19 protein-coding genes and 2 pseudogenes are annotated in these 23,406 nt (G+C 72.6%); 11 read left to right on the top strand and 10 right to left on the bottom strand.

Annotated elements, in window-relative coordinates; genetic code table 11:
* Positions 1-94 precede the first annotated feature (94 nt).
* Positions 95-1,120, top strand: a complete 1,026-nt coding sequence (locus tag ABXS69_RS02595; protein WP_366181042.1) for an LCP family protein — start codon at positions 95-97, stop codon at positions 1,118-1,120.
* Between the two features lie 122 nt (positions 1,121-1,242).
* Here ABXS69_RS02595 and ABXS69_RS02590 read toward each other — a convergent pair whose 3' ends face one another.
* Both ABXS69_RS02590 and ABXS69_RS02585 read right to left on the bottom strand, forming a co-directional pair.
* Entirely contained in the window at positions 1,243-1,881 is a 639-nt protein-coding gene (locus tag ABXS69_RS02590; protein ID WP_366181041.1) for a response regulator transcription factor, read from the bottom strand.
* A complete protein-coding gene (locus ABXS69_RS02585; RefSeq protein WP_366181040.1) occupies positions 1,878-3,038 on the bottom strand; it encodes a histidine kinase in 1,161 nt (386 codons plus the stop codon). The genes ABXS69_RS02590 and ABXS69_RS02585 overlap by 4 nt, the downstream gene beginning before the upstream one ends.
* A gap of 202 nt (positions 3,039-3,240) precedes the next feature.
* Here ABXS69_RS02585 and ABXS69_RS02580 point away from each other — a divergent pair, with 202 nt between their 5' ends.
* Genes ABXS69_RS02580 through ABXS69_RS02565 form a run of 4 tightly spaced genes read left to right on the top strand, consistent with a single transcriptional unit; the run spans position 3,241 to position 6,668 of the window.
* The gene (locus ABXS69_RS02580; protein WP_366181039.1) at positions 3,241-4,278 is read left to right on the top strand and encodes an ABC transporter ATP-binding protein; all 1,038 of its coding nucleotides are present in this window, start codon (positions 3,241-3,243) and stop codon (positions 4,276-4,278) included.
* 1 nt (position 4,279) lies between these two features.
* Entirely contained in the window at positions 4,280-5,548 is a 1,269-nt protein-coding gene (locus ABXS69_RS02575; RefSeq protein ID WP_366181038.1) for an ABC transporter permease, read from the top strand.
* On the top strand, positions 5,521-5,742 hold the full coding sequence (locus tag ABXS69_RS02570; RefSeq protein ID WP_366181037.1) for a hypothetical protein: 222 nt from the start codon (positions 5,521-5,523) through the stop codon (positions 5,740-5,742). Before ABXS69_RS02575 ends, ABXS69_RS02570 begins: the two co-directional genes overlap by 28 nt.
* Positions 5,706-6,668 carry an ABC transporter permease gene (locus ABXS69_RS02565; RefSeq protein WP_366181036.1) on the top strand — a complete coding sequence of 321 codons (963 nt, stop codon included), beginning with the start codon at positions 5,706-5,708 and terminating at the stop codon, positions 6,666-6,668. Before ABXS69_RS02570 ends, ABXS69_RS02565 begins: the two co-directional genes overlap by 37 nt.
* A 228-nt stretch (positions 6,669-6,896) precedes the next feature.
* On the opposite strand, the gene ABXS69_RS02560 is transcribed toward ABXS69_RS02565, so the two are convergent.
* From ABXS69_RS02560 to ABXS69_RS02545, 4 genes are read right to left on the bottom strand one after another with little or no spacing between them, the layout of a single operon-like run.
* Complete coding sequence (locus ABXS69_RS02560) at positions 6,897-7,718, bottom strand: carbohydrate ABC transporter permease (protein ID WP_366181035.1); 822 nt, start codon at positions 7,716-7,718, stop codon at positions 6,897-6,899.
* Complete coding sequence (locus ABXS69_RS02555; protein ID WP_366181034.1) at positions 7,715-8,608, bottom strand: sugar ABC transporter permease; 894 nt, start codon at positions 8,606-8,608, stop codon at positions 7,715-7,717. The genes ABXS69_RS02560 and ABXS69_RS02555 overlap by 4 nt, the downstream gene beginning before the upstream one ends.
* A gap of 23 nt (positions 8,609-8,631) precedes the next feature.
* Entirely contained in the window at positions 8,632-9,978 is a 1,347-nt protein-coding gene (locus ABXS69_RS02550; protein ID WP_366181033.1) for an ABC transporter substrate-binding protein, read from the bottom strand.
* Entirely contained in the window at positions 9,975-12,104 is a 2,130-nt protein-coding gene (locus tag ABXS69_RS02545) for a glycoside hydrolase family 36 protein (RefSeq protein WP_366181032.1), read from the bottom strand. Before ABXS69_RS02545 ends, ABXS69_RS02550 begins: the two co-directional genes overlap by 4 nt.
* 216 nt (positions 12,105-12,320) lie before the next feature.
* On the opposite strand from ABXS69_RS02545, the gene ABXS69_RS02540 reads away from it, so the two are divergent.
* Both ABXS69_RS02540 and ABXS69_RS02535 read left to right on the top strand, forming a co-directional pair.
* On the top strand, positions 12,321-13,859 hold the full coding sequence (locus ABXS69_RS02540; protein ID WP_366181031.1) for a family 16 glycosylhydrolase: 1,539 nt from the start codon (positions 12,321-12,323) through the stop codon (positions 13,857-13,859).
* 35 nt (positions 13,860-13,894) lie between these two features.
* The gene (locus ABXS69_RS02535) at positions 13,895-14,935 is read left to right on the top strand and encodes a substrate-binding domain-containing protein (protein ID WP_366181030.1); all 1,041 of its coding nucleotides are present in this window, start codon (positions 13,895-13,897) and stop codon (positions 14,933-14,935) included.
* A gap of 127 nt (positions 14,936-15,062) precedes the next feature.
* Here the strand turns inward: ABXS69_RS02535 and galE are convergent.
* From galE to ABXS69_RS02520, 3 genes and pseudogenes are all read right to left on the bottom strand, one after another.
* Positions 15,063-16,051: pseudogene (gene galE, locus ABXS69_RS02530) on the bottom strand (UDP-glucose 4-epimerase GalE).
* A gap of 214 nt (positions 16,052-16,265) precedes the next feature.
* Positions 16,266-16,820: a 5-(carboxyamino)imidazole ribonucleotide mutase gene (gene purE, locus ABXS69_RS02525; protein WP_366181029.1), complete on the bottom strand. Its 555-nt coding sequence runs from the start codon at positions 16,818-16,820 to the stop codon at positions 16,266-16,268.
* Between the two features lie 75 nt (positions 16,821-16,895).
* Positions 16,896-18,125, bottom strand: coding sequence for a 5-(carboxyamino)imidazole ribonucleotide synthase (locus ABXS69_RS02520; RefSeq protein WP_366181028.1), 1,230 nt, complete (start codon positions 18,123-18,125; stop codon positions 16,896-16,898).
* Positions 18,126-18,183: 58 nt separating this feature from the next.
* Here ABXS69_RS02520 and ABXS69_RS02515 point away from each other — a divergent pair, with 58 nt between their 5' ends.
* The 4 genes and pseudogenes from ABXS69_RS02515 to ABXS69_RS02500 all read left to right on the top strand — a co-directional run bounded on the left by ABXS69_RS02515 (position 18,184) and on the right by ABXS69_RS02500 (position 22,226).
* Positions 18,184-19,542 carry a hypothetical protein gene (locus tag ABXS69_RS02515; RefSeq protein ID WP_366181027.1) on the top strand — a complete coding sequence of 453 codons (1,359 nt, stop codon included), beginning with the start codon at positions 18,184-18,186 and terminating at the stop codon, positions 19,540-19,542.
* Between the two features lie 60 nt (positions 19,543-19,602).
* The gene (locus ABXS69_RS02510) at positions 19,603-20,130 is read left to right on the top strand and encodes a GtrA family protein (RefSeq protein ID WP_366181506.1); all 528 of its coding nucleotides are present in this window, start codon (positions 19,603-19,605) and stop codon (positions 20,128-20,130) included.
* A gap of 180 nt (positions 20,131-20,310) precedes the next feature.
* Positions 20,311-20,946: pseudogene (locus ABXS69_RS02505) on the top strand (VTT domain-containing protein); the annotation flags it as partial.
* 254 nt (positions 20,947-21,200) lie between these two features.
* Positions 21,201-22,226 (top strand): transglycosylase SLT domain-containing protein, encoded by a 1,026-nt coding sequence (locus tag ABXS69_RS02500; protein WP_366181026.1) that lies wholly within the window; start codon positions 21,201-21,203, stop codon positions 22,224-22,226.
* 79 nt (positions 22,227-22,305) lie between these two features.
* On the opposite strand, the gene ABXS69_RS02495 is transcribed toward ABXS69_RS02500, so the two are convergent.
* Positions 22,306-23,385 carry a HAMP domain-containing sensor histidine kinase gene (locus ABXS69_RS02495; protein WP_366181025.1) on the bottom strand — a complete coding sequence of 360 codons (1,080 nt, stop codon included), beginning with the start codon at positions 23,383-23,385 and terminating at the stop codon, positions 22,306-22,308.
* Positions 23,386-23,406 lie beyond the last annotated feature (21 nt).

Below are 23,406 nucleotides of genomic sequence, written 5' to 3'. Positions count from 1 at the left end.
CCCCGGCTACCCGGTCCCCCTCCCCACGTCCTATGGCCCCTCCGCAGGAGGCTGGCAGGGTCGGCCCGCGCCGGACGCGGGCCCGATCGGCCCGATGCCGCCGGGCTCCCCCTCGGGCCCCGGGCCGATCGGCCCGGGGCGCCGCGCCCCCCGGCGCCGCCGCTGGCGCCGGGTCCTCGGCTGGAGCGCCCTGGTGATCGCGCTGGTGCTCGGGATCATCGTGGGCCGGGTGGCCTGGCTGGCCCACGAGGTCGATGACAAGCTCGGACGCGTGGACGCCCTGTCCGGCAAGAAGCACACCGCCGGGGAGACCTGGCTCATCGTGGGCTCGGACGCCCGTGGCGACGGCGGTATCGCCGACGACGGCACGGAGGGCTCCCGCGCGGACTCGGTCATGCTGCTGCACAAGAACAACGGCCAGTCCTCGCTGACCACCCTGCCGCGCGACACGTACGTGGAGATCCCCGGCTACGGCGGGAACAAGATCAACGCCGCCTACTCCTACGGCGGGCCCGAGCTCCTGGTCAAGACCGTGGAGGGACTCAGCGGCCTGACGATCGACCATTACATTGAGGTCGGGATGGCCGGGGTCAAGGAGACGGTCGACGCCGTCGACGGCATCGACGCCTGCCTCGACTACGACGTCGACGACCCCGACTCCGGGCTCGTCTGGGACACCTCGAAAGGCACCTGCCAGCACGTCGACGGCGAGAAGGCCCTGGCCTACTCGCGCATGCGCAAGTCGGATCCCACGGGGGACATCGGCCGGGGCCTGCGCCAGCGCGCGGTGATCAGCGCCGTCGTCGACAGGGCCGTGTCCGCCAAGACGCTCATCAGCTGGCCGCGGCAGGACAAGCTGGTCGACGCGGGGACGAAGGCGCTCACCGCCGATAACGACACCGGTCTGACGGATATCGGGCAGATGGTTCTCGGCTTCCGCGCAGCCTCGTCCGAGGGTCTCACTGGCGCCCCGCCGATCGATTCCCTCGACTACGAGCCTGGCGGGATCGGGTCGGCCGTGCTGCTCGAGGACGAGACCGCGCCGGGCTTCTTCTCCAAGCTGCGCGAGGGCAGGCTCACGCCCTCCGACTTCCACAAGGTCAAGACCCCCGCCTCCTAGCACCCCGCCCCACCGAGACCGGTCGATATCACGATCGAGACCGGTCAGAAGGGCGGGCGGGGCGATCACGATCCCCCTGGATCGCGCGGGGCGACAGACGGGGCGGCGGCTCCGCCCCGGCGTCAACCGGCCTCGGCTCGGTAGTAGCGCACAGCGATCTGCGTGCGGTTGCGCAGCCCCAGCTTGGACAGGATCGAGCTGATGTGGTTGCGCACAGTGCCCACGCTCATGAACAACCGCGCTGCGATCTCCTCATTGTCCAGGGCCTCGGCCACGGCCCGCACCACCTCGAACTCCCGGTCGGTCAGCGCCGCGAAGGCCCGGGCGCGCACCAGCTCCCCGCGGTCGGCATCGGCCCGCAGCACGGTGGTGCGCTCGAGCACCTGCCCCTCAAGGACGCTCACCCCCGCCATGACACTGCGCAGCGCCGGGGCGATCTGCGCGATGTCCTGCTTGATGAGGTAGCCGCGCGCCCCCATCCTCAGGGCGCGGACGATGTAGTCGTCGTCGGCGAAGGTGGTCAGGAAGACGATCCGCGCGCCCGGGTCCTGGGAGAGGATCTGCTCGGCCGCGGCGAGGCCGTCCATGCCGGGCATGCGGATGTCCATGAGCAGCGCATCGGGCGACAGCTCGCGGTGGCGCTCAATCGCCTCGGCTCCACTGGAGCCGGTGCCGACCACCTCGATATCGTCCTGCGCCCCGAGGATCGTCGCCAGGGACTGGGCGATGAGGGCGTCGTCGTCGACCACCAGGACTCTCACGGCTCGTTCCTCCCGCTCTTCGTGATCGTCACCGTGACCGTGAACACCGGGCGCGGCTCCACGCGGAGCGTACCGCCCAGGGCCCGCACCCGCTCATCCATGGAGCGAAGCCCCATCCCATCGCCGTCGGACCCGGCGTCGCCATCGAGGCGGGCCGGCGCCGCGCCGTCATTGCTCACGCTCACCCTCCAGAAGCCGGGGAAGTCGGCCACCACCACGCGCGCGCTGGCCGCCCGGCCGTGGCGGGCGGCATTGGTGAGGGCCTCGCGCACGACGGCGAGGACGCAGCGCGACACGGCCGCGGGCGGCGGCTCATCGACGTCGCAGTCGACGCTGACCCGCGGCACGGGGCTGGATCCCGCCAGCGCGTGGAGGGCGACCGCAAGGTCGACGCCGTCGTCGGACAGGGCGTGGACGGAGGCGCGCATGGCGCTCAGGGACTCCTCCAGTCCCGAGCCGAGGCCGTCCAGGGCTCCGGCCATCGTGGCATCACCCACGTGGATGGTTTGCAGGGCCCGCACCTGGAACAAGAGGCTCGTGAGCTGGTGCCCCACCGTGTCATGCATGTCGTGGGCGATGCGCGTGCGCTCGGCCAGGGTCGCGGCGCGCGCCTGGTGCTCCTGGGCCTCGACCAGCTCGGCGCGGGAGGCCCGCAGGGAACGGAGCCTGGCGCGCAGGTCATCGTGGGCGGCGAGCAGGCGGGCACGCTGCTCCTGCTCCTCCGCGCTGCGCAGCGCCAGAACCGACGCCGCGCCGGCGAGGACGCCGGCCCAGGCGAGTGGCCGCCCGTCCCAACGGAGGGCTGTGGTAGCCGCGAGGGCGGCGCCCACGGCCGCGACGGTGCGGGCATCGCGATCGGGGAGGGCCGGGGCCGCGCTCCGGCCGTGGACGAGGAGGTCCCCGAGGCGGAGGCGGCGCACGACGTCGTACACCGCCAACGGCGCCCCCGGCAGTCCCAACGGGGTGAGCGCGACGATCGTCAGGGCTGGCAGGGGCGCGAGGACGCCTCGGGCCCGCCCCTCCCAGGCTGAGGCGGCCGCGCTCCCGGTGATGGCGATGAGCAGGCAGGAGACCGCCATGGGGCCGGGCGGGCCGAGACCGACGAGGAGGAGCAGCCCGCCGACGAGCAGCACGGCCTTGTCCGCCAGAACCTTCACATGCCGATGATCGCACAGGTCAGCCGCGCCCGCCGCGATCACCCGAGGGGCGCTCGCCCGGGAACGGCGCTCGCCCGGGGCGCCCCACCCCTGACAGAAGTCACCCCTGGGCAGGCGGGCCGGTGAGTCCAGGCACTGGCCGCGCCGCCGCGCTCCCGGGACCATGGAGTCATCGCATCCCCGCGCCCCTGGGAGAGGAACCATGAGCACGACTCAACGCACCGGCCCGTCCACCGCACCGGCGGCCCCCGGCCCGCCAGGCGCCGCGCCCTCAGCCCCCGCCGTCGAGATCAAGGGCCTCATCAAGCGCTACGGCGACCTGACCGCCGTTGACGGGCTGTCCCTGCGCGTCCCGCGCGGGCAGATCCTGGGCCTGCTGGGGCCCAACGGATCCGGCAAGACCACCACCATCTCCTGCCTGCTCCAGCTGCTCACCTACGACCGCGGTGAGGTGCGCGTGTTCGGCGAGCCGATGAGCGCCACCGCCTACGGCCTCAAGCGCCGCATCGGCCTCATCCCCCAGGAGGTCGCCGTCTTCGACGAGCTGACGGCGCGCGAGAACATCGACGCCTTCTGCGCCCTGTACGTCACCGACCGCGCCCGCCGTCGAGAACTGGTCGAGGAGGCCATCACCTTCGTCGGCCTGGAACCCTTCGCCAGGTCCCGCCCCAAGAAGCTCTCCGGCGGGCTGGTGCGCCGCCTCAACATCGCCTGCGGGATCGCCCACCAGCCCGACCTCATCATCCTCGACGAGCCCACTGTCGCCGTCGACCCGCAGAGCCGCGAGGCCATCCTCCAGGGCATTCGCCGCCTCAACGCCGCTGGCGCCACGGTCATCTACACCTCCCACTACATGGAGGAGGTCGAGGAGCTGTGCGACCGGATCGTCATCATGGACCACGGGCGCGAGGTCGCCTCCGGCACCGCTGACGAGCTCAAGGCCATGATCGGCACGGGTGAGAGGATCAGGGCGGAGGTCGTCGAGCCCGCCCCGCTGCCGGCCGCCATCCTCGAGTCCGTCCGCCGCCTGCCCTGCGTCCGCTCGGCCTCCGCGGGACCCGACGGCGCCCCCGCCACCGAGCTGACCATCGAGTGCCGCCCGGGCTCCCACAACCTCGCCGACGTCCTGGCGGCGCTGAGCTCCTCGGGCGCGGTCGTCGGGCGCGTGGTCTCCGAGCCCCCCACCCTCAACGAGGTCTTCCTGGAGATCACCGGCCGGGCACTGCGGGATGAGGCGTGACATGAGCGCCGTCTTCACCCACCAGTTGCGCCTCCTGGCGCGTGAGAGGTCCATGCTCGTTTGGACCCTCCTGTTCCCCCTCATCCTGGCCACTGTTTTCATGGTCCTGTTCCAGGGGATCGACGACGCCGAGCCGACCCCCATTCCGCTCGGCGCGGTCACCGATCATGCCTACGACGACGCTCCTGGACTGAGGGGGCTCATGGAGGGCGTCTCCTCCCCGGATGCCAAGAACCGCCTGACCGTCCTCACCGAGTACCCCGATGAGGACGCCGCCCGCGCCGCGGCCGAGAACGGCGGCATCCAGGGGTACGTCGTCGTCAAGGACGGCGCTCCCCTCCTCCAGCTGACCGCCAGGGGCGCGGCCTCGGACACCTCGACCGCCCTGCGGTGGGCCCTGGACTCCTACGCCCGCTCCGCCGCCCTGGGGGAGTCCATCTCCGCGCGGACCGCGGACGGCGCCACCTCGCCCGAGGACGCCGGCTCCCGAATCGCGAACGCGCGACGGATCCTCGACCGGCTCGGATCAGGCCCGGAGCTGATCGAGGAGACCCAGGTGACACCGTCGTCAGGCACGTCGACCGCCCGCTACTACTTCGCCCTGCTTGCCTTCACCGCCGCCTTGGGCATGAGCATCGCAATGGTCTCCGTGCGATCCGTGATGGCGGGCTCCTCCCCGACGGGCACGCGCCGCGCGCTGGCCGCGATCCCCCGGTGGAGGATCCTGGCCGGTGTCCTGGCGGCCGCGTGGGTCATGCTGACGGCTTGCCTGGTGAGCGGATTCCTCTACATGCGCGGCGTGTGCGGGGTGGGCTTCGGGATCCACTGGCCCTGGGCCCTCCTGGCGGTGGCGGCGTCCTCCCTGCTGTTCAGCACCGCCGGCGCGGTCCTGGGGACGGTGCCGCGCCTGAGCCCCGGGATCACCACCGCCCTGAGCTCCCTCCTGTCCCTGTTCACCGGCCTCTACGGACAGTCCTCCCAGAGGCTGGCGGACTCGGTGGAGAAGCTCGGCGCCATGGCTGGCCCGCCTCAACCCCCTGTGGCAGTCGGCCCGCGCCTACTACTCGCTGCTCTACTACGACACCCTGTCCTCCTTCGCCATCGCGATCGGGGCCATGACAGCCATGACCGCGGCGCTCGCCGTCGTCGCCACGATCCGCATGAGGAGGATGAGCCATGCGCGCCTTTAAGACATCCCTGCGCATCGCCCGCGGGCACTGGATCTACGCCCTCATCTTCTTGGTGGCGGTCAATATGCTCGGCCTGCTGACCGGTGTCGCCCAGGACGGGCGGACCACCACCGAGCTGACGCGGGCCGACGTCCCCCTGGCAGTGATCGACCGCGACGGCAGCCCGGTCTCGGCAGGGCTGACCGCCTTCATGGAGGCCAACGGCGAGGCAGTGGCGCTCGAGGATCGCGCCGCGCCATGCAGGACGCCCTCGCCCAGGACCGGGTCGAGCTGATCGTCATCATCCCCTCCGGCCTGGGCGACGGCGTGGAGAAGGCGGCCGAGCGGGCGCGAGGGGGCGCGGACCTGCCCGACGCCGAGGCCGCGGTCCCGCGCGTGGGCACCGTCCTGGCCCCCTCCTCCTCCGACGCGCCCCTGCTGGCGGAGCAGGTGACCGCCTACCTGGAGCAGGCGGTGGCCTACCGGGCGACGACCGCCGAGAGCGCCGAGCAGGCAGCCGCGGCCGCGACGACGTCGATGAGGGCGAGCGCGCCCGCCGGAGTGATCGCCGAGGAGGCGGCGCCCATGCCGACGGCGTTCATGGTGTTCCTATCCATGGCCCTGTACTCCATCTTCGCCTTCACCACGAATATCTCGAGCCTCATCATGCGTGTCCTGGGGCGCAGGCCCCTGCGCGTGCGCATGAGCGCTTCCCCGGAGCCGGTCATGCGTCGCAATATCGGGCTGTCGGCGGGGCTCGCGGTGATCGGGGTCCTGGGATGGGCGGCCACCTACACGCTGGGAGTGGGGGCGCTGGGGCTGAGAACGCTGAGCACGGCGCTGCCCCTGCACGGGGTCGCCGCGACGGCCCTGCTGGTCTACGCCATGGTGGGGATCTCCGTCGGCTTCCTCATGGGGCAGTTGAGGATGAGCGAGAACGCGTCCAACGCGGTGGCGAACATCGGAGGGCTCCTCTTCTCCTTCCTCGGCGGGGCCTGGCTGCCGCTGAGCCACATGCCCGAGGCCGTCAAGCGGCTCTCCGCGCTCACCCCCACCTACTGGGCCAACCAGCCCATCCGCGAGGCCTTCCAGTCCTCATCGATGTCGGCCGAGGCGCTCGCGCCACTGTACGGGGACATCGGCGTGTGCGCCCTGTTCGCCGTGGCGATCACCGCGGTCGGCATGGCGGTCGGCCGGGCGCGCCTGCGCTCAGCCGCCTAACCCGTCGAGACCGGTCGAAAACAGGAGCGAGACCGGTCCCGAGCGCGGGGATCGCCCCCCTCGATGGCGAGGTTTGAGGATTCCTTTTTCTGACACGCCGTCACGACTTGCGTTTACCCAGGCCAGGAACTAACTCGCGGAACTCGCGCCGGGCCCGCCCCCTCTCGGAGCCCGAGCAATCCTCAAACCGCGCCATTTCGCGCCCGCCCCCAGCGGAGGCCCGCTCCCCTACTTCACCGCCCCCGAGGTGATCCCGGAGATGATCTGCCGCTGGAAGACCGCGAAGAGGGCCACCAGGGGCGCGCTCATGACGAGGACGTAGGCGAAGATGAGGTTCCAGTTGTTGAGCTGGACTCCCGAGCTGGCCACCATGAACAGGTTGAGTGGCAGGGTGTCCATTCGCCCGCCCACGATGAACAGGGCGTAGAAGACGTCGTTCCACACGTACAGGCTCACCTGGATCGCCGCTGTGGCCAGCACCGGACGCAGCAGGGGCAAGATGATGCGCGTGAACACGCCCATCGGGCCGGCGCCGTCGATCCTGGCAGCCTCCTCCAGGGACTCGGGAACAGTGCGCACGAAACCGGTGATGAAGAAGATGACCAGGGACAGGTACATGCCCGAGTAGGTCGCGATCATGCCCACCGCCGTGCCGGCCAGCCCCAGCTGGCGCAGGAGGAGGACGAGCGTGACGATCGCCGGGGGCAGGATGATCCCCGAGATCATCACCGCGTACAGCGCAGCCACCCCTCGGCCGGAGCGCCGCGCCAGGACCCAGGCGGCCATCGACCCCAGGAGCAGGACGACGAGCACCGAGGGGATGAGCAGCACGAGGCTCCCCAGGAGGGCCGTGTCCACTCGCGCCCGCTCGACGATCCTGCCGAGGTTCTCCCCGAGCTCCCAGTGGCTGGGCAGGCCCAGGCCCGGGGACAGCGCCTCGGCCTGCGACTTGCCCGCGGTCACGAGGACCGTCCACAGCGGGACGCCGACGACGACCAGCGCCAGGACGATGCCCAGAGCGGGCTGGAGGATCCTGCGGTAGAGCCTCATGCGATGCTCCTCTCACGGCGGCGCAGCATCCCGATGACCGGGAACGCCAGGACGACGACAGTCAGGAAGAGCACGAGGCTCATCGTCGTGGCCTGCGCGTACAGGCCCTGGCCGAAGGTGCGGTAGATGAACAGGTTGAGCAGCTCGGTGGACCCGCCCGGGCCGCCGTTGGTCGTGGCCTGGACGATGTCGAAGGAGTTCATCGACCCCAGCAGCGCCGTCGTCACGTTGAAGGTGATCGCCGGGGCGATGAGCGGCAGCCGGATCCTGGTCAGGACCTGCCAGGGGGTGGCCCCGTCGATGACGGCCGCCTCGAGGACCTGGCCGTCGATGGTCTTGAGGCCGGCGAGGTAGATGAGCATCGACATGCCCATCCACTTCCAGGCGTGGATGACGATCACGACGCCCAGCGTCCACGTGGTGGAGTTGAGCCAGCCGATCTCGACCGTGTGGCCCACCAGGGCCGACAGCGCCTGGTTGACGCCGCCGTCGGGCTTGAGCAGCGCCCTGAAGACGTACCCGGCCGCCAGCGCCGAGAGCACCACGGGCACGAAGAACACGACTCGCAGGATCTTGTTCAGGACGGTGTCGCGCTCCAGCAGGAGCGCCAGCCCCAGGCCGAACAGGTTCTGGACGACGGCGACCCCGGCCGCGTAGATGAGCGTGGTGATCAGGGCGTGGCGCAGCGCGCCGGAACGGGCGAGGTCGGCGAAGTTGTCCAGGCCCACGCCGTTGATGGCGCTCTTGAAGCTCGACCAGTCGGTGAAGGCGTAGACGAAGCTGTAGACGGTCGGCGTCAGGAAGAACACCGCGATCACGGCCAGCGCGGGGACGACGAGGACCCAGGGGTGCGTGGAGCCCGCACGGCCGCGGCGCGGTGCTCGTTCCATGGCTGCCATGACTGCCGTGCCGATCAGAAGCCCGTGGCGCCGATGGCCTTGGCGAGCTGGGCGAACTGGGCCTGGGTCTCCTCACCGACCTGCGCGGGGGTCTTGGTCCCCGCGATCATGTCGCCCAGGTTCTTGGCGAGGTCGGGGTTGGCGATGGCCAGGGACTGCATGGAGCCGATGGAGGCCGACAGGGCGTCGTTGGCCTCGACGGCCGCGGCGGGGACCGTGGAGGGGGTCTCGACGCCGGAGATGATCGACACGGCTCTCTGGTCCTTCACGAAATCGGCGTAGCCGTCCGACAGCCAGAAGGCCAGGAGCTGGCGGGCGGCGGCCTCGCGCTTGTCGTCGCCAGTCTTGAAGGCGACGACGGCGTTGGTCTGCTCGGGGATTGAGGTCGCCACCGAGCCCTTCTTGGAGATCGGGAAGAAGCCGATCGTCTCGTTGAGGGTGGCCGTGTCCGTCTGCGCGGCCATGTTGGCGAGCAGGCTGTTGACGTGGATCGCCATGGCGGCCTCGCCGGCCAGCAGCGCCTTGGCCTGCTCGTCGAAGGTGGCGGTCTTGATGTCGGCGTTGTAGAGGCCGTCGGTGATCATCTGGGCGTAGGCGTCGATGGCGCCCTGGATGTCCGTGCCGGTGAAGGCGTCCTTGTTCCCGTTGACGCGGTCCCACAGGCCGTCCTTGGCGGCGTCGGCGAGCTGGACCTGGACGGCGTACTGGGACGCCCACCACTCCCCGCCCATCTCGAAGAAGGGGGTGACGCCAGCGCCCTTGAGGGCCTGCGCGGCGGCCAGCAGCTCGTCCCAGCTCTTGGGCGTGGAGACGGCGTTGGCGGCGAAGACCTTCTTGTTGTACCACACGCCCATCACGGAGGGCGCCGAGACGAAGGCCGCGTACCGCTTGCCGTTGACGGTTCCGCCGGCGTCCAGGACGGTCTTGGCGGTCGTGGACTCCCAGGGGGCGCCGTCGAGGACCTGGAGGCGCTCGGCGGCGCCGAGGCTGGTGAGCGCCGACGTCGTGGGCTGCCACATGGCCAGGTCGGGAACGTCCCCGGTGGCGACCTTCGTCTGGACGGTCTGCTCGTAGGGGTCGGGGACGGTGACGATCTCGACCTTGGCGCCGGTAGCCTTGGCGAAGGCCTCGGTCACGGCGGCGGGGACCTTGGCGGAGGACTGGGCGGCCCATACCGTCAGGGCGACGCCGTCGAGCTTGTCCGTGGCGCCGGGCCAGCTGGCGGGCGCCGCCTGGGAGGAGGAGCCGGCGCCCGGGTCGGAGCAGGCGGCCAGGCCCAGGGCGGCGGCCGCGGAGGCCATCGTGGCGAGGCAGCCGCGCCGGGAGAGGCTGATGCGGTGGAAGGAGGTGGTGGTGCTCATCGGTTCTCCGATCGTGCGACGCCCTCGTCGCGGTGGGTGGTGTCCCGGACCAGGTAGGCCCGGGCGGTCGGTTCGGTGGACGTGGCCCTCAGGACGGGGCCGTCCGCCCCGTCCTCGACGCTGATGCCCTCGTCGGTCACGAGGTCGGGGGGCGGCATGACCCGCGTCAGGCGCGCGCCGACCAGGGCTGGCAGGCGGAGGGCCGATCCGGGGCTGTCCTGGCCGGGGCGGGGCCGGTGCCACACGAGCAGCAGGCCATCGCGGCCGGCGGGGGCGCGGCGGGCGGCGACGACCCACTCCTGATCCCAGGAGGCGACGCCGTCGGGCCACCAGGGCAGCTCGTGGGTGAGGGCCGGGCGCAGGTCCTTGGCCAGGTCGGTGGCCGCGCGCACGAGGCTGATCTGGCGGGGGCTCATGCGGTCCAAGTGGCCCGACAGGTAGAAGGAGCCGGCCAGGGAGGTCACGAGGGTGTAGGTGATCTCCTCGTCGGTCATCTCGGGCTGCGGGTAGGCCCAGGAGGCCGCCTGCTCCGGGAGGAGGGCCAGGGGGGCGTTGGCCGCGATGGGCGGGTAGCGCACCGGATCCTGCAGGTCGGAGGTCGATTGGAGGCGGGCGTGAGCCAGGAGGGCGTAGTCCGAGGTCATGCCGCCCGAGGCACAGTTCTCCACGATGAGGCCCGGATGGCGCTCGGGCAGCCGGGCGAGCCAGGCGGCCCACTGGCGGGAGTGCTCCATGAGCCCGTCCCCCGGCGAGTCGGCGCCGGCGTCGGGGCCCGGGCCCACCGAGTAGTTGTCGTCGACCTTGAGGTAGCCGATCCCGTAGGAGACCATCCGGTCCACGACCGCGTCGAGCGCCTCCCGGGCGGCCGGGTGGCGCATGTCCAGGCGCAGCCGCCCCTGCTCGACCAGTCGCTCGCCGCCGCGGCGCATGAAGGCCTCATCAGGGAGCTCCTCGGCGACGGGGCTGTTGACGCCGACGGCGAGGGGCTCGATCCACAGGCCCGAGGTCATGCCCTGGGCGTGGATGAGGTCGAGGGTGGCCTCCAGGCCATCGGGGAAGCGCCGGGTCGACGGCTCCCAGCGCCCGACGGCGTCCCACCACTCCTGGGCATCGGAGTGCCATCCGTCGTCGATGCAGTAGACCTCCGCCCCGGCGGCGGCGGCCGCGGGCACGAGGGTGGCCAGGCGCTCCTGCGTTGGCTGGGCCATGAGGGTGTTCATGTAGTCGTTGTAGACGACCGGCGCGGCCTCGGTGGTGGGGGCCAGGGCGGAGCGCAGCGCCCTGCGGTAGCGGGTCATCTCGGCGGCCGCCCCCTGCCAGCCGTCCTCGGAGAAGGCCAGGGCGGCCCATGGGGTGGTGATCTCCTCGCCGGGCGCCAGGCGGTGGAGCCAGGCGTGCTGGAGGTCGGTGGGGCCGTAGGCGACCAGGCCGAGCCGGTCCGCGCGCCGCGAGATCTCGACGGTCCAGGCCCCGTTGTGCTCGACCTGCCATCCCACGGCCTGGCCGGTGGCGGGGTCGACGATGTAGCCGACCGGCTCCCACAGCCCCGAGGACCACCCGGACTCCGAGCCGATCCGCAGCGCGTCGCGGGGCGACTGGCCGTGCGAGGCGGTGCCGATGTCGACCAGCTCCTCGCCGAGGCGCTGGTGGCGCCACCGCTGCTCGGCCATCCACCCCGAGCGCGCGGTGAGCAGGTCGAGGTCGTCCAGCCTGGCGCCGGGCAGCACGGTGGCCGACGCCAGGGAGACGGCGGCCAGGGCGATGGTGGTCGCGCCCTCGTTTCGCAGCGTGGTGCGCAGTCGCCAGGACGCCTCGGTGGGGCGGGCGATGTCGGTCAGGGCGACCAGGCCGGTGGCGCTGTCGCGCTGGGTGACGCGGGTGGTAGGCCAGGGCTGACCGTCGAGGGCCTCGACGGCGTGATCGGGGTCGGGGCGCAGGGCCGCGCCGGCCGCGCCCCGGGTCAGGCGATGGTCGACGAACTCCCGCCCGCCTCCCAGCGCGTGCGCCTCGACCAGCGGGCAGGCGCGCGCGGGGGCGTGGTCTCCGCCCAGGGTGAGGCGGACCGGCATGTCGCCGCTCACGTGCAGCCTCGCGCGTCCCAGTGACGTCGTCGTCATGTCGCTCATCTGTTTGCCATGGGGTCGGAACGGGTGGGCCGCGCGGCGCCGGGGTGGAGGCGCTGCCCTGTGGACGGCGATCACGCTAGGAGGAGCCGGGCGGGGCGTCCAGCGCCTCAGAAACCGTCGTTTCACGCCTGCCTCCCATCCCCTGCCCCGTTGGCGCCCAGCGCTGTAGCCTGGCGATCCCCCGTTCCCCCGGAGAGCATGCGAAGGAGCATGAAGATGATCAGCAGACGGCACGCACTGACGTCCCTGGCCGTCCTGGCCGGCCTGCCCGCCGCCACGGTTCTCACAGCCTCGCCCGCGCGGGCAGAGGGCGCGAGGATCGACCCCACTGGGCCCGGATGGGCGTTGGCCCCCTCCCTCAGCGATGAGTTCACGACCCTGGATGAGAGCCGTTGGCGCAAGGGCCTGTGGTACCCGGTGTCCGCCGACGCCGGTCACTTCTCCCCGGACAACGCCCTGGTGTCCGATGGCGCGCTGCGCCTGGAGGCCAGGCGCGAGCCCTCCGAGGCCGGGGGCAAGACCATCCCCATGACCTTCGGCGCGGTGGAGTCGCGCTTCGACACCCCCGGCCTGAACTCCTACATCGAGGTGCGGGCCCGCTGCCTCGACACCGCCAACATCCTGTCAGCCATCTGGCTGCAGTCCTCCACCCTGACCGGCGAGGACCGGCTCATCGCGGACCCCAACCCCGAGATCGACGTCCAGGAGTCCGTCACCGACACGGACGTCAACTGGGCGCACCACCTGTGGCCCTGGACGGGCTCGGGCCACACGCGGCGCGACGCGCGGCCCTCGGGCGGGAGGCACTCCGCCGGGGTGGACCTGACGGCGGACTTCCACCTCTACGGCGTCGAGCGCTCCGGCGCGCACGTGCGCCTCTACCTCGACCGGGTGCTCTACGCGGATATCGACACCAGCGCGCTGGAGCCGAATTTCGGCTCCCTGGCCCGCATGTCCCGCCACGTGGTGCTCAGCCTGGAGGGGCACAGCCGCTCCCCGCACCGCCCCGACCTCCTGCCCAGGTCCTTCGACATCGACTACGTGCGCACCTACGTCAACGACGCCGACGTGGTCCGGGCCGACGGCAAGCGGCGCCTGGTGTCTCCCGACGGCCGCCTCCTGGCCAACCGGGGAGGCCGGCTCGTCCTGGTGCCCGCCTCCGAGACCGCCGAGGGCGCCTGGTGGGCCCTCACCCAGCATGCCGACCTCACCTACGAGATCACCGCCGAGGGCGCCTACCTCGCCCAGGAGCGGCCCGATGGCTGGTACGCCCGGAACCTGCTGGTCGTCGCGCGCCCCGAGCCCGGCGCCGGGGCGGATGACGCCTCGAGCCTGGCGCGCTGGCACGTGCGCGGCACCGGCGACTGCGCGCAGTTGCTCAACAAGGTCAGCGGCCTTCCCCTCGTCATCGACGAGGGCGGTCAGGGCGTCGTCGTCCGCGGCGAGGACGGGGCGACGTGCTGGCGCTTGGAGGCCCCCGCGGAGCCCGGCCCGTCCCCCTCGCCCAGCCAGGGGCCGGGAGCGCCCTCGCCCAGCGCCTCCGCGGCGCCCACGCCCTCCGTCGCGCCGACCCCCTCGGCCGGCGCGACGGACCCCGCGGCCCCGAGCCCCTCGCCCGCGCCCACCGCCCCGTCAAGCGGTGGGGCGGGGAACGGTCCGCTGGCCAGCACCGGGGCCCCCGCGGCCGTGACCGCGGCCGCCGCAGCGGCCATCGCGGCCGCGGGAGGGGCGCTCTTGCGCCGTCGCGGGGCGTGAGGGGGCGCCGACCCGCGCCCGCCTAGGATGCGCGCATGAGCCAGTCGGACGATCACGGCCAGGAGCGCTGGCCGCGCCCGTGGAGGCCGCCGACGCTCGCCGATGTCGCCCGGCGCGCGGGGGTCTCCAAGGCCACCGCGTCCCGCGCCCTGGCCGCGGTCCCCACCACGTCCAGGCCCGCAGCCACCGGGAGCGTCCAGCGGATCGCGCACCGCCTTGGCTACACCACTCGGCGGGCGGATCTGCCACGCCTGCTCGTCCTGTCCTCCGGGCTGGCGCGCACGGGGTACTGGGCCACCCTCTCCGGGGTCCTGGAGGCGGCTCAGGAGCACGGCGCGGATCTGAGCATCCACGTCCTGTCCGCCTCCCCGGCCCGCCGCCGGGAAGCGCTCCTGCAGGCGCTGGGGACGCGGGTGGACGCCGTCGTCGTCCTGGAGTTCGACTCCTTGGGCCTGGCGGCGCTGCACGACCTGCCAGAGGGGCTGCCGCTTGCCGTCGCCGGGGGCTACCCCCAGCCCGATGACGGCGGCCTCAAGCGGGCCTGGACCGATGATCACGCGGGCGCGGTCATGGCCTGCGAGCACCTGCTCGGCCTGGGGCACACGCGCGTGGCCTATGTCGGCGTCCCCTCCGCGGGGCACCCCGACCCCCGCCTGGCCGGATGGCGCGAGGTCATGGCCGGCGCCGGGCTCGAGGCGCCCGAGCCCGTGGCGACGGGATGGGGCACGACGACTGGCGAGAGGGCCGCCGCGGCGCTGACCCGCAGTGGGGCGACAGCCGTGCTGTGCGGTAATGACGACCTCGCGATCGGCCTGCTCTCCGGCCTGGCGCGGGCCGGGGCGAGGGTCCCCGACGACATCTCAGTGGTCGGCGTCGACGACCATCCGCACGCGAGCGCCGCCACGCCCCCGCTGACCACCGTGCGCCTGGACTTCGCCAGGGTGGGCCAGGAGGCGGTCGCCCTGGCACTGGGCACGAGGGGGGAGGAGCGGGTGGAGGTGCCCGTCGAGCTCGTCGAGCGCGAGTCGGTCGGCCGGCCCCGCCCGCCCCTGGCCGCCGAGACCGGTCGAAAATAGGAGCGAGACCGGTCGAAATCAGGAGCGAGACCGGTTCCGCGCGCGGGGTGGGCGGGCGCTCGGGCGCTCTCACCCGCGCCCCGTCGTCGTCAACCGGCGCGCCCCGCGCCGCCCCGCGCGCGGCCGGTCAGGCGAAGTGCGGCCGCTTCGGATCGGCCTGCCAGGCGGAGTAGGAGGAGGAGACGATGTCGTCGAGGTCATGCTCGGCCCTCCATCCCAGCACCGCGCCGATGCGCTCGGCGTTGCCGATGAGCTGGGCGGGTCCCCGGCGCGGCGGGGAAGCTCCTCGGGGGCGATATCGAGCCCGGTGGCCGCGATGACCTTGGCGACGACGTCGCGCACGGACGCTCCCACGCCGGTGCCGACGTTGAAGACGTGCTCGGCCATGGGCTGGCCGCCAGCCAGGTAGTCCAGGGCGGCGATGTGGGCGGTGGCGAGGTCGCGCACGTGGATGTAGTCACGGATGCAGGTGCCATCCGGCGTCGGGTAGTCGGTTCCGAAGATCTTCGGGGTCTCGCCACGCGCGAGGCGGTCCATGACCATGGGGATGAGGTTGAGGGTGGCCATGTCGCCCAGGTCGTCCCAGCCGGCGCCGGCGACGTTGAAGTAGCGCAGCCCGGCCCAGCGCAGGCCCCAGGCGGTCTCGGCGTCGGCCATCATCCACTCACCGATGAGCTTGGTCTCCCCGTAGGGGTTGATGGGGCGGCAGTCGATGCCCTCTGGGACCACCTCGACGGGCGGCATGCCGTAGACGGCGGCGGAGGAGGAGAAGATCATCTGGTCGACGCCCGCGGCCTCCATGGCGAGCATCATGTTGGCCAGGCCGCCGACGTTCTGCTGGTAGTACCAGGCGGGACGGGCGACGGACTCGCCGACCTGCTTGCGGGCGGCGAAGTGGATGACGGCGGTGACGCCGCGCTCCCTCATGACCTCGGCGAGCCGCTCAGGGGCGTCACCAGCGGCGACGTCGAGCTCGACGAGGGTCGCGCCCTCGACCCGGCTGGGGGATCCGTAGGACAGGTCATCGACGACGATCACCTCGTCCCCGCGCTCGAGCAGCAGACGGACAACGTGCGCGCCGATATAGCCAGCGCCACCTGCGACAAGAATGCTCATGAGCCCAGTCTAGAGGCTCTGGTCGTCCGATGGTTGGCCCTCATCAGCCCGATTGGCCCCGGTGCGCCGACAGGCGCGTTCCGCACCGATCGGTGCCGCGTGCACCGAGCGGTGCGTCCTACCCGCACCGGTGGGTGGGAATCGCACCAGTGAGTGCGGATGGCACCAGTGGGCGCGGATCGCACCGGTGACGACGCCGCGGGGCGCGGAGTGATCAGCGCGCGCCCGGGCCCGCCCCGCCCCCGGTCCGCTCACGGAGCTTGGCCCCCTTGGCGTGGGCGGCGTCGGCGAGCCCTCCCTGGAAGGCGCGCATGGCCCGGCGAAGCCGCTCGGCCCGAGCGCCCTCCCCCGCGCCGAGGATCCGCGCCGCGAGCAGCCCGGCGTTGCGGGCCCCGCCGATAGACACGGTCGCCACGGGCACCCCCGCGGGCATCTGGACGATGGACAGCAGCGAGTCCATGCCATCGAGGCGCCCCAGGGGCACGGGCACGCCGATGACCGGCAGCTCGGTGACGGCGGCGAGCATCCCGGGCAGGTGGGCCGCTCCCCCGGCGCCGGCGATGATGACGCGCAGGCCCCGCGTGGCGGCGCCCTGCCCGTATTCGATCATCTCGGTGGGCATGCGGTGGGCGGAGACGACGTCGGCCTCGTAGGGGATGGCGAACTCGTCGAGGGCGTCGGCGGCCGCGCTCATGGTGGGCCAGTCGGAGTCGGAGCCCATGACGAGGCCGACGAGCGGCTGGGGAGTGGCATCGGGCGTGGCAGCCATGGTGGGCCTTTCGCTGGGAGGGATTGGGACGGACCGGATCGAGGGCGGCGGTGGAGCCGGGGCGGGGGGAGCGGCTCAGGCGTCCCCGCGCAGGATGGCGACGACGGCGCGGGCCCGCTCGCGCAGTCCCTCCACGCCGTCGGCAGGCCCGGTGATGTTGACATGCCCGAGCTTGCGACCAGAGCGCCAGGACTTGCCGTAGAGGTGGATGCGCGCCTCGGGGTCGGCGGCCATCGCCCGGGCCAGCGCGTCCTCGCCCGCCTCATGCTCGCCGCCGATGAGGTTGACCATGACGCAGGCGCCCGCGGTCGGCTCGGTCGAGCCCAGCGGAAGGTCGAGGACGGCCCGCAGGTGCTGGGCGAACTGGCTGGTCACAGCCCCGTCCTGCGTCCAGTGACCCGAGTTGTGGGGGCGCATGGCGAGCTCGTTGACGAACAGGCGCGTCGGCTCCCCCAAGGCCTCGACGGCGAAGAGCTCGACGGCGAGCACGCCGGTGACGTCGAAGCGCTCGGCGATCTCGCGCCCGATGCGCGCGGCCTCGTCGGCGGCGGCCGGGTCCAGCCCGGGGGCGGGCGCCAGCGCCTCGGAGCACGTGCCGTCGGCCTGGATCGTCTCCACGACGGGCCATGAGGCGACCTGCCCGCTGGGAGAGCGGGCCTGGAGGGCGGCGAGCTCGCGGGTGAAGGGGATGGCCTGCTCGACGAGGAGGCTGGCCACGGCCCCGCCGCCGAGGCTTCCACCACCGCCGGTCGCGCCACCGGCGGCGACGGCGTCGATCCACTGGCCGGCGCGGCCGGCCTCGAGATCGCGCTCCTGGCGCACGAGGAGGACGCCATGCCCGTCGTAGCCGCCCCGAGGCGTCTTGAGGATGACGGGCCAGCCGTGCTCGGCGGCGAAGCCTCGGACGGTCGCGCGGATGGAGGCGGCGTCCCCGGCGGCCTCGGTCCAGGCGGGCTGGGGCAGGCCGGCGGCGTCCATGGCGCGGCGCATGGCGATCTTGTCGCGGGCGAGCAGCAGGGCGTCGGGTGCGGGCCGCGCCCTCACGCCCTCGGCGGTCAGCGCGCGCAGGAGCGCGTCGTCCTGGTGCTCGTGCTCGAAGGTGAGGGCCCCCGCGCCCTCCGCGAGCGCGCGCACCGCCGCGGCGTCGTCGGCGGCGCCAACGGGTGAATCGACGGTGACCAGGGCCGTCGATCCGTCCGGGGCCTCGACCAGGGCCCGTAGGTGGATGCCGAGGGCACTGGCCTCCTCCTGCATCATGCGGGCCAGCTGCCCGCCCCCGATGACGGCGACGATGGGTGCGCTCACGGGCCCAGCGTACGGCAGGGCGCCGAGACCCACTCGATCTGCCCGTACCCTGGCACCCGTGCCTGACATCCAATCCCCGGGGAGGCCGATCCCCCGGCCCGACCAGACCCAGCCCGACCAGACCGGGCCCGACTACGGAGGGCCCTCGCCCTTGGCGGGCCCTGCCGGCCCGCCCGCTCACGCCCCCGGCGCCGCCCGGGCCCCGCGCCCGCCTCGCGCGGCGCGGGTCCTGGCGGTCTGGGGCGCGGCGAGCCTCTTGACCCTCCTCATGCTCAGGCTCGGGGCGCAGGACGCGCCGGCGACGCCGTGGGCGGGGCCCGCCCCATCATGGAGCGAGCACATCTCCTTCTGGGACGCGGGCTGGTACGAGCGCGTCTTCCGTGAGGGCTACCCGGCGGTCCTGCCCGAAGGCGGTGGCGGCGCCGTCGCCCAGAACTCCTGGGCGTTCATGCCGCTGCTCCCCCTGCTGGCCACCCCGCTGACCTGGCTGGGCCTGCCCTTCTACCCGGCGGCGGCCCTCGTGGCGATCACCGCCTCGGGCGCGGGCGCCGTCGTCATGGACCGCTGGATGGCGCCGCGGGTCGGCGAGGCCCCCTCGCTGTGGGGGGTCGCGCTGACGTGGACCTCCATGTGCGCCGCCGTCCTCCAGGTCCCCTACGCCGAGTCCCTGGGGCTGGTGCTGGTCGCGGGCGCGCTCATGGCGGCCGAGCGCGGGCGCTTCGCCGTCTCCGCGCTGCTCATCATGGTGGGGTCCGTGGCCCGGCCGATCGGCCTCCCTCTGGCGCTCGCCCTGGGCCTGTGGTGGTTGTGGGAGCTGGCGGCGGCGCGGGGGCACGAGGGGCCTGGCGATGATCGCGACGGCGGCCGGGCCCGCGCGTGGGCGCGGCGCCTGGGGCCGGGCTGGGCCCGGCTGGGCGGTCGCGGGCGCGCGGGGCTGGGGGCCCTGACGGCGGTGGCGCTCGTGAGCGCGCTCGTGTGGCCGGTGGCGGCGTGGATGGCGACCGGGCGCATGGACGCCTACACCGCCACGGAGACCTCGTGGCGCGGGGGCGGCCTGACGCCCTTCCTGCCGTGGCTGGACCGCGGGCAGTGGTGGGTCGGGGAGCACCTGGGCTGGCTACTGGTCGCCTGCGCCCTGGCCCTGGCCGCCCTGGGGCTGGGCTCGCGGGCGTCGCGCTCGCTCGGCCCTGCCGCCTGGTTCTGGTGCGTCGCCTACGCGCTCTACCTCCTGGCGTTCTTCGACCCGACGACGTCACTGCTGCGCATCCTGCTCCCCCTGGCCCCGCTGGCCTGGGCGGCTGCCGCGAGCGTGGGGAGCCGGGGCCGGTGGGCGCTGGCGGTGGCGGGGGTGATGGCCCAGGCCTTCTGGATCAGCTGGGTGTGGGATCTATCGTCCGCGATCACCTGGGTGCCCTGATCAGTGGCTTAACATCTCCCCGTGAACGACAGCGCGACCTTGGCGGCCACGGCCGAGCCGATGAGCCTCTCCTGGCGGATCCGCGCCTGGATTCATGAGTTCCTGCGGTTCGGTGTCGTCGGCGCGCTCGCCTACGTCATCGACTCCGGCCTGTTCAACCTCGTCCAGCACGGCCCCACCGGGTTCCTGTCGGGCCACCCGAACTCCGCGAACGCCTTGAGCGCGACGGTCGCCACGATCTTCTCCTGGGTGGCGAACCGCTATTGGACCTACCGGGGCCGCACGAGGGAGAACGCCTGGCACGAGGGGATCCTCTTCGCCCTGGCGAATATCGGTGGCCTGGTCATCACCCAGTCCTGCCTGCTGCTCACTCATCATGTCCTGGGGCTGACCGGCCCGCTCGCGGACAATATCGCCGCCTACGTCGTCGGATTCGGACTGGGCACCGCCTTCCGCTTCCTCTTCTACCACTACATCGTCTTCACCGGCTCCCGTGACGCCTCTGGCGCCGAGAATCCGGCGGGCGCCGCGGGTCCCGGGGGCGATGAGGGCGCCGAGCGCGCCGTCCCCTCCGACCCGGCAGAGTGATCCGAGGAGCGGGGCGGTCCACGGGGTGACGAGGCGCTCCGAACGGGCATCGTGCCGGATACCACATCGGGGATGAGGGAAGGCTCACGGTCAGCACGGCGCTCCTCTCCCTAGCCTTGCCGAGTGACTGCTTCCCTCACGGCTCTCGCCTCGCTGAACGCCGTCGTCCCCGCGGCCCCGATGCCCGCCCTCGGCCCGAAGTGGCTCGACGCCGGGGAGATCATCACCCAGATCGTCTCCTGGTTCGGCCCTTGGGCGATCGTCGGCGTCATGCTCGTCATCTTCGCCGAGACGGGCCTGCTCGTCGGCTTCTTCCTGCCCGGCGACTCCCTCCTGTTCACCCTCGGGCTCTTCGTGGCCACCGGCGATGTGGGCGCGCACATCTGGGTGGCCGCCCCCCTGATGTGGCTGGCGGCCGTGACCGGCAACCAGACCGGTTACCTCATCGGGCGCAAGGCTGGCCCGAGGATCTTCAACCGCCCGAACTCCCGCCTCTTCAAGCAGGAGTACGTGGAGCGCACGAGCGACTTCTTCGAGCGCCATGGGGGCAAGGCCGTCACCCTGGCGCAGTTCGTGCCGATCGTGCGCACCTTCACCCCGGTGATGGCCGGCGTCGGGCGGATGAGCTACCGGCACTTCGTCACCTTCAACGTCATCGGCGCCACCTTCTGGGCCTTCGGGATCACGTGGCTCGGCTACTTCCTGGGCTCCATCAAGTGGATCCAGGAGAACATCGACGCGATGATCCTCGTCATCGTCTTCATCTCCGTGGTGCCCATGATCCTCCACGCGCTGGCCGGGCGCCGCGAGAAGACCGGAGCCGGCGCGCCCGACCCCGCGCCGGCCACCGGCGGGGCGCGAGGATCCGACGGCGCCGCCGAGCCCAGCCTGGCCGCCACCACTACCGCCAATGCCGCAGGCGCCCAGAGCGCCCCGGCGGCCCAGGCCGCCCCGAGCACCGGCCCGGGGCACTGATCGGGGGCGGGCCGGCTCGCCCCGGTGATGAGGCCCGCCCCACCGCGCCGACCCCGCAGCGCCGCTGCCCGGTCACAACCATCCACGAGGTACTCATGAACCTGCACCGACCGATCTCCGCGCTCGGCTCCGCGACTCTTCTCGCGGGACTCGCGCTGACCGCGCCGGCGGCTCTCGCCTCGCCGGTCGACGCCGCGCTCGCCGCGGCTCCCGCCGCCCATACCGCCGTCGCCCCCGCGGACGGCTCCGCGGTCAGCTCCACCAATGAGGATGACTCCGCCGGGAGGATCGGCTGGGTGATGCCCCAGGCCGGGTCCTGGTCCTACATCAACCCCGCCGACGGGCGGGCCATCACGGGGTGGCTGCACACGGGCCGCTCCTGGTTCTACCTCGATGAGCACGGCGCGCTCGTGACCGGATGGGCCGTCGTCAACGGGCACTGGTACTACTTCGACGCCGAGGGCCGGATGGCCACCGACTGGAACTGGATCGATGGCGCCTGGTACTTCCTGGGCGACCAGGGCGCCATGGCGGTGGGCTGGAATCTCATCGGCGGCTCCTGGTACTACTTGGCCGACAACGGCCAGGCCGCGATGGGGTGGCTCTTCGAGGGAGGCTCCTGGTACTTCCTTGGGAACAGCGGGCGCATGGCCGTCGGCTGGGCGAGCCACCTGGGTTCCTGGTACTACTTCAATGGCTCGGGGCAGATGCTCACCGGCTGGATCGTGGACGGCTCCACCTGGTATCACCTTGACCCGTCGTCGGGGCGGATGACCGCCAGCGAGCCGGTGGCGGGCGCTGTCGGCTCCTCGGGCACCTCCGCCGCCGCGGCGAAGACCTACGCGAGCGGCCAGATGAGCGCCTGGGGCTGGGACACCAATGAGTACTCCTGCCTGGTGAGCCTGTGGGATCGCGAGTCCGGCTGGAACTACCAGGCCTCCAGCGCCTCGGGCGCCTACGGCATCCCGCAGGCCCTGCCCGGCGGCAAGATGGCCTCGGCCGGCTCGGACTGGGCGACCAACCCCGCCACCCAGATCAACTGGGGCCTGGGCTACATCCAGGGCCGCTACGGCAGCCCCTGCTCGGCCTGGTCGAACTTCCAGTCCCGGGGCTGGTACTGACGAGACCGGTCGAAAACAGGAGCGAGACCGGTTCGCGGACCGGTCTCGCTCCTGTTTTCGACCGGTCTCGCTCCCGGGGTCAGAAGCGGCGGCGGCGGCCGACGTTGACGATCGCCCCTTGCGGCAGGACGGTGTTCGGATCGAGGGAGCGCGGCACGGCGGCCAGGAGCACGGAGAAGACCGGAGGACGGCGCGCGGTGAGCTCGATGCGGCCCCCGTCGGCCTCCACGAGGTCCTTGGCCAGCGCCAGCCCCACGCCGGTGGAGCCGTGCCCGGACACGGATCGCTCGAAGATGTGCGGCGCGAGCTCGTCGTCGACCCCCTCGCCCTCGTCGGCGATGTCGATGAAGACGCCGTGCCCGCCGTTGGCGCTGCGCACGGAGACGGTCGTCCTCCCCGCCCCGTAGCGCAGGGAGTTCTCAATGACGGTGGCCAGGACCTGGGCGAGCGAGCCGGGGCTGGCGAGCACCGGCTGGTCGACGTCGTCGGTCAGGACCAGCTCGCGCCCGGCCTCGGCGAAGGCCGGCCCCCATTCCTCGCGCTGCTGCTCGAAGACCTCTCCGAGGTGGAGGGCCTCCGTCGTCCCGCCACCGCTGCGGCGCGAGACCCTCAGGAGGTCGTCGACGACGCCTGTCAGCCTCTCCACCTGCTCCAGGCAGGCGTGGGCGTCGGCGCGCACCTCCTCGTCGTCGGCGATGAGCTCGATCTCCTCCAGGCGCAGGCTGAGGGAGGTCAGCGGGGTGCGCAGCTGGTGGGAGGCGTCGGAGGCGAACTGCCGCTCGGCGGCGAGCCTGCCGGCCACGCGCTCGGCGGAGCGCACGAGCTCGGCCTGGACGAGGTCGATCTCCTCGATCCCGGAGACCCGGATGCGGGGGCGCACCTGCCCGCTGCCCAGCTGCTCGGCCTCGGCCGCCAGGTAGATGAGCGGGGCGGAGATGCGCCGGGAGACCTTCGAGGCGACGACGGACGCGGCGGCCAGGGCCACGATCGCCAGGGCGATGCCCACCGTCACCACGGACAGGACCGTGCGCCAGCGCTCGTGATCGTCCGGCGCGGAGCGCGCGGCGTAGAAGATCGTCGCCGCGCCCAGGGGGACCCCCAGGAGGATGACGGCGACGAGCACCGCCGCCATGGTCATCTGGAGGGTGCGGCGCCGCATCGGATCCCCTGGGCGGAAGCG

Origin of the sequence: Actinomyces timonensis, assembly GCF_040702965.1 — a bacterium.
Classification (GTDB): Bacteria; Actinomycetota; Actinomycetes; order Actinomycetales; family Actinomycetaceae; genus Actinomyces; species Actinomyces timonensis_A.
The sequence above is the reverse complement of the archived record's forward strand: the minus strand, read 5'-3'. Positions and strand labels throughout refer to the sequence as shown.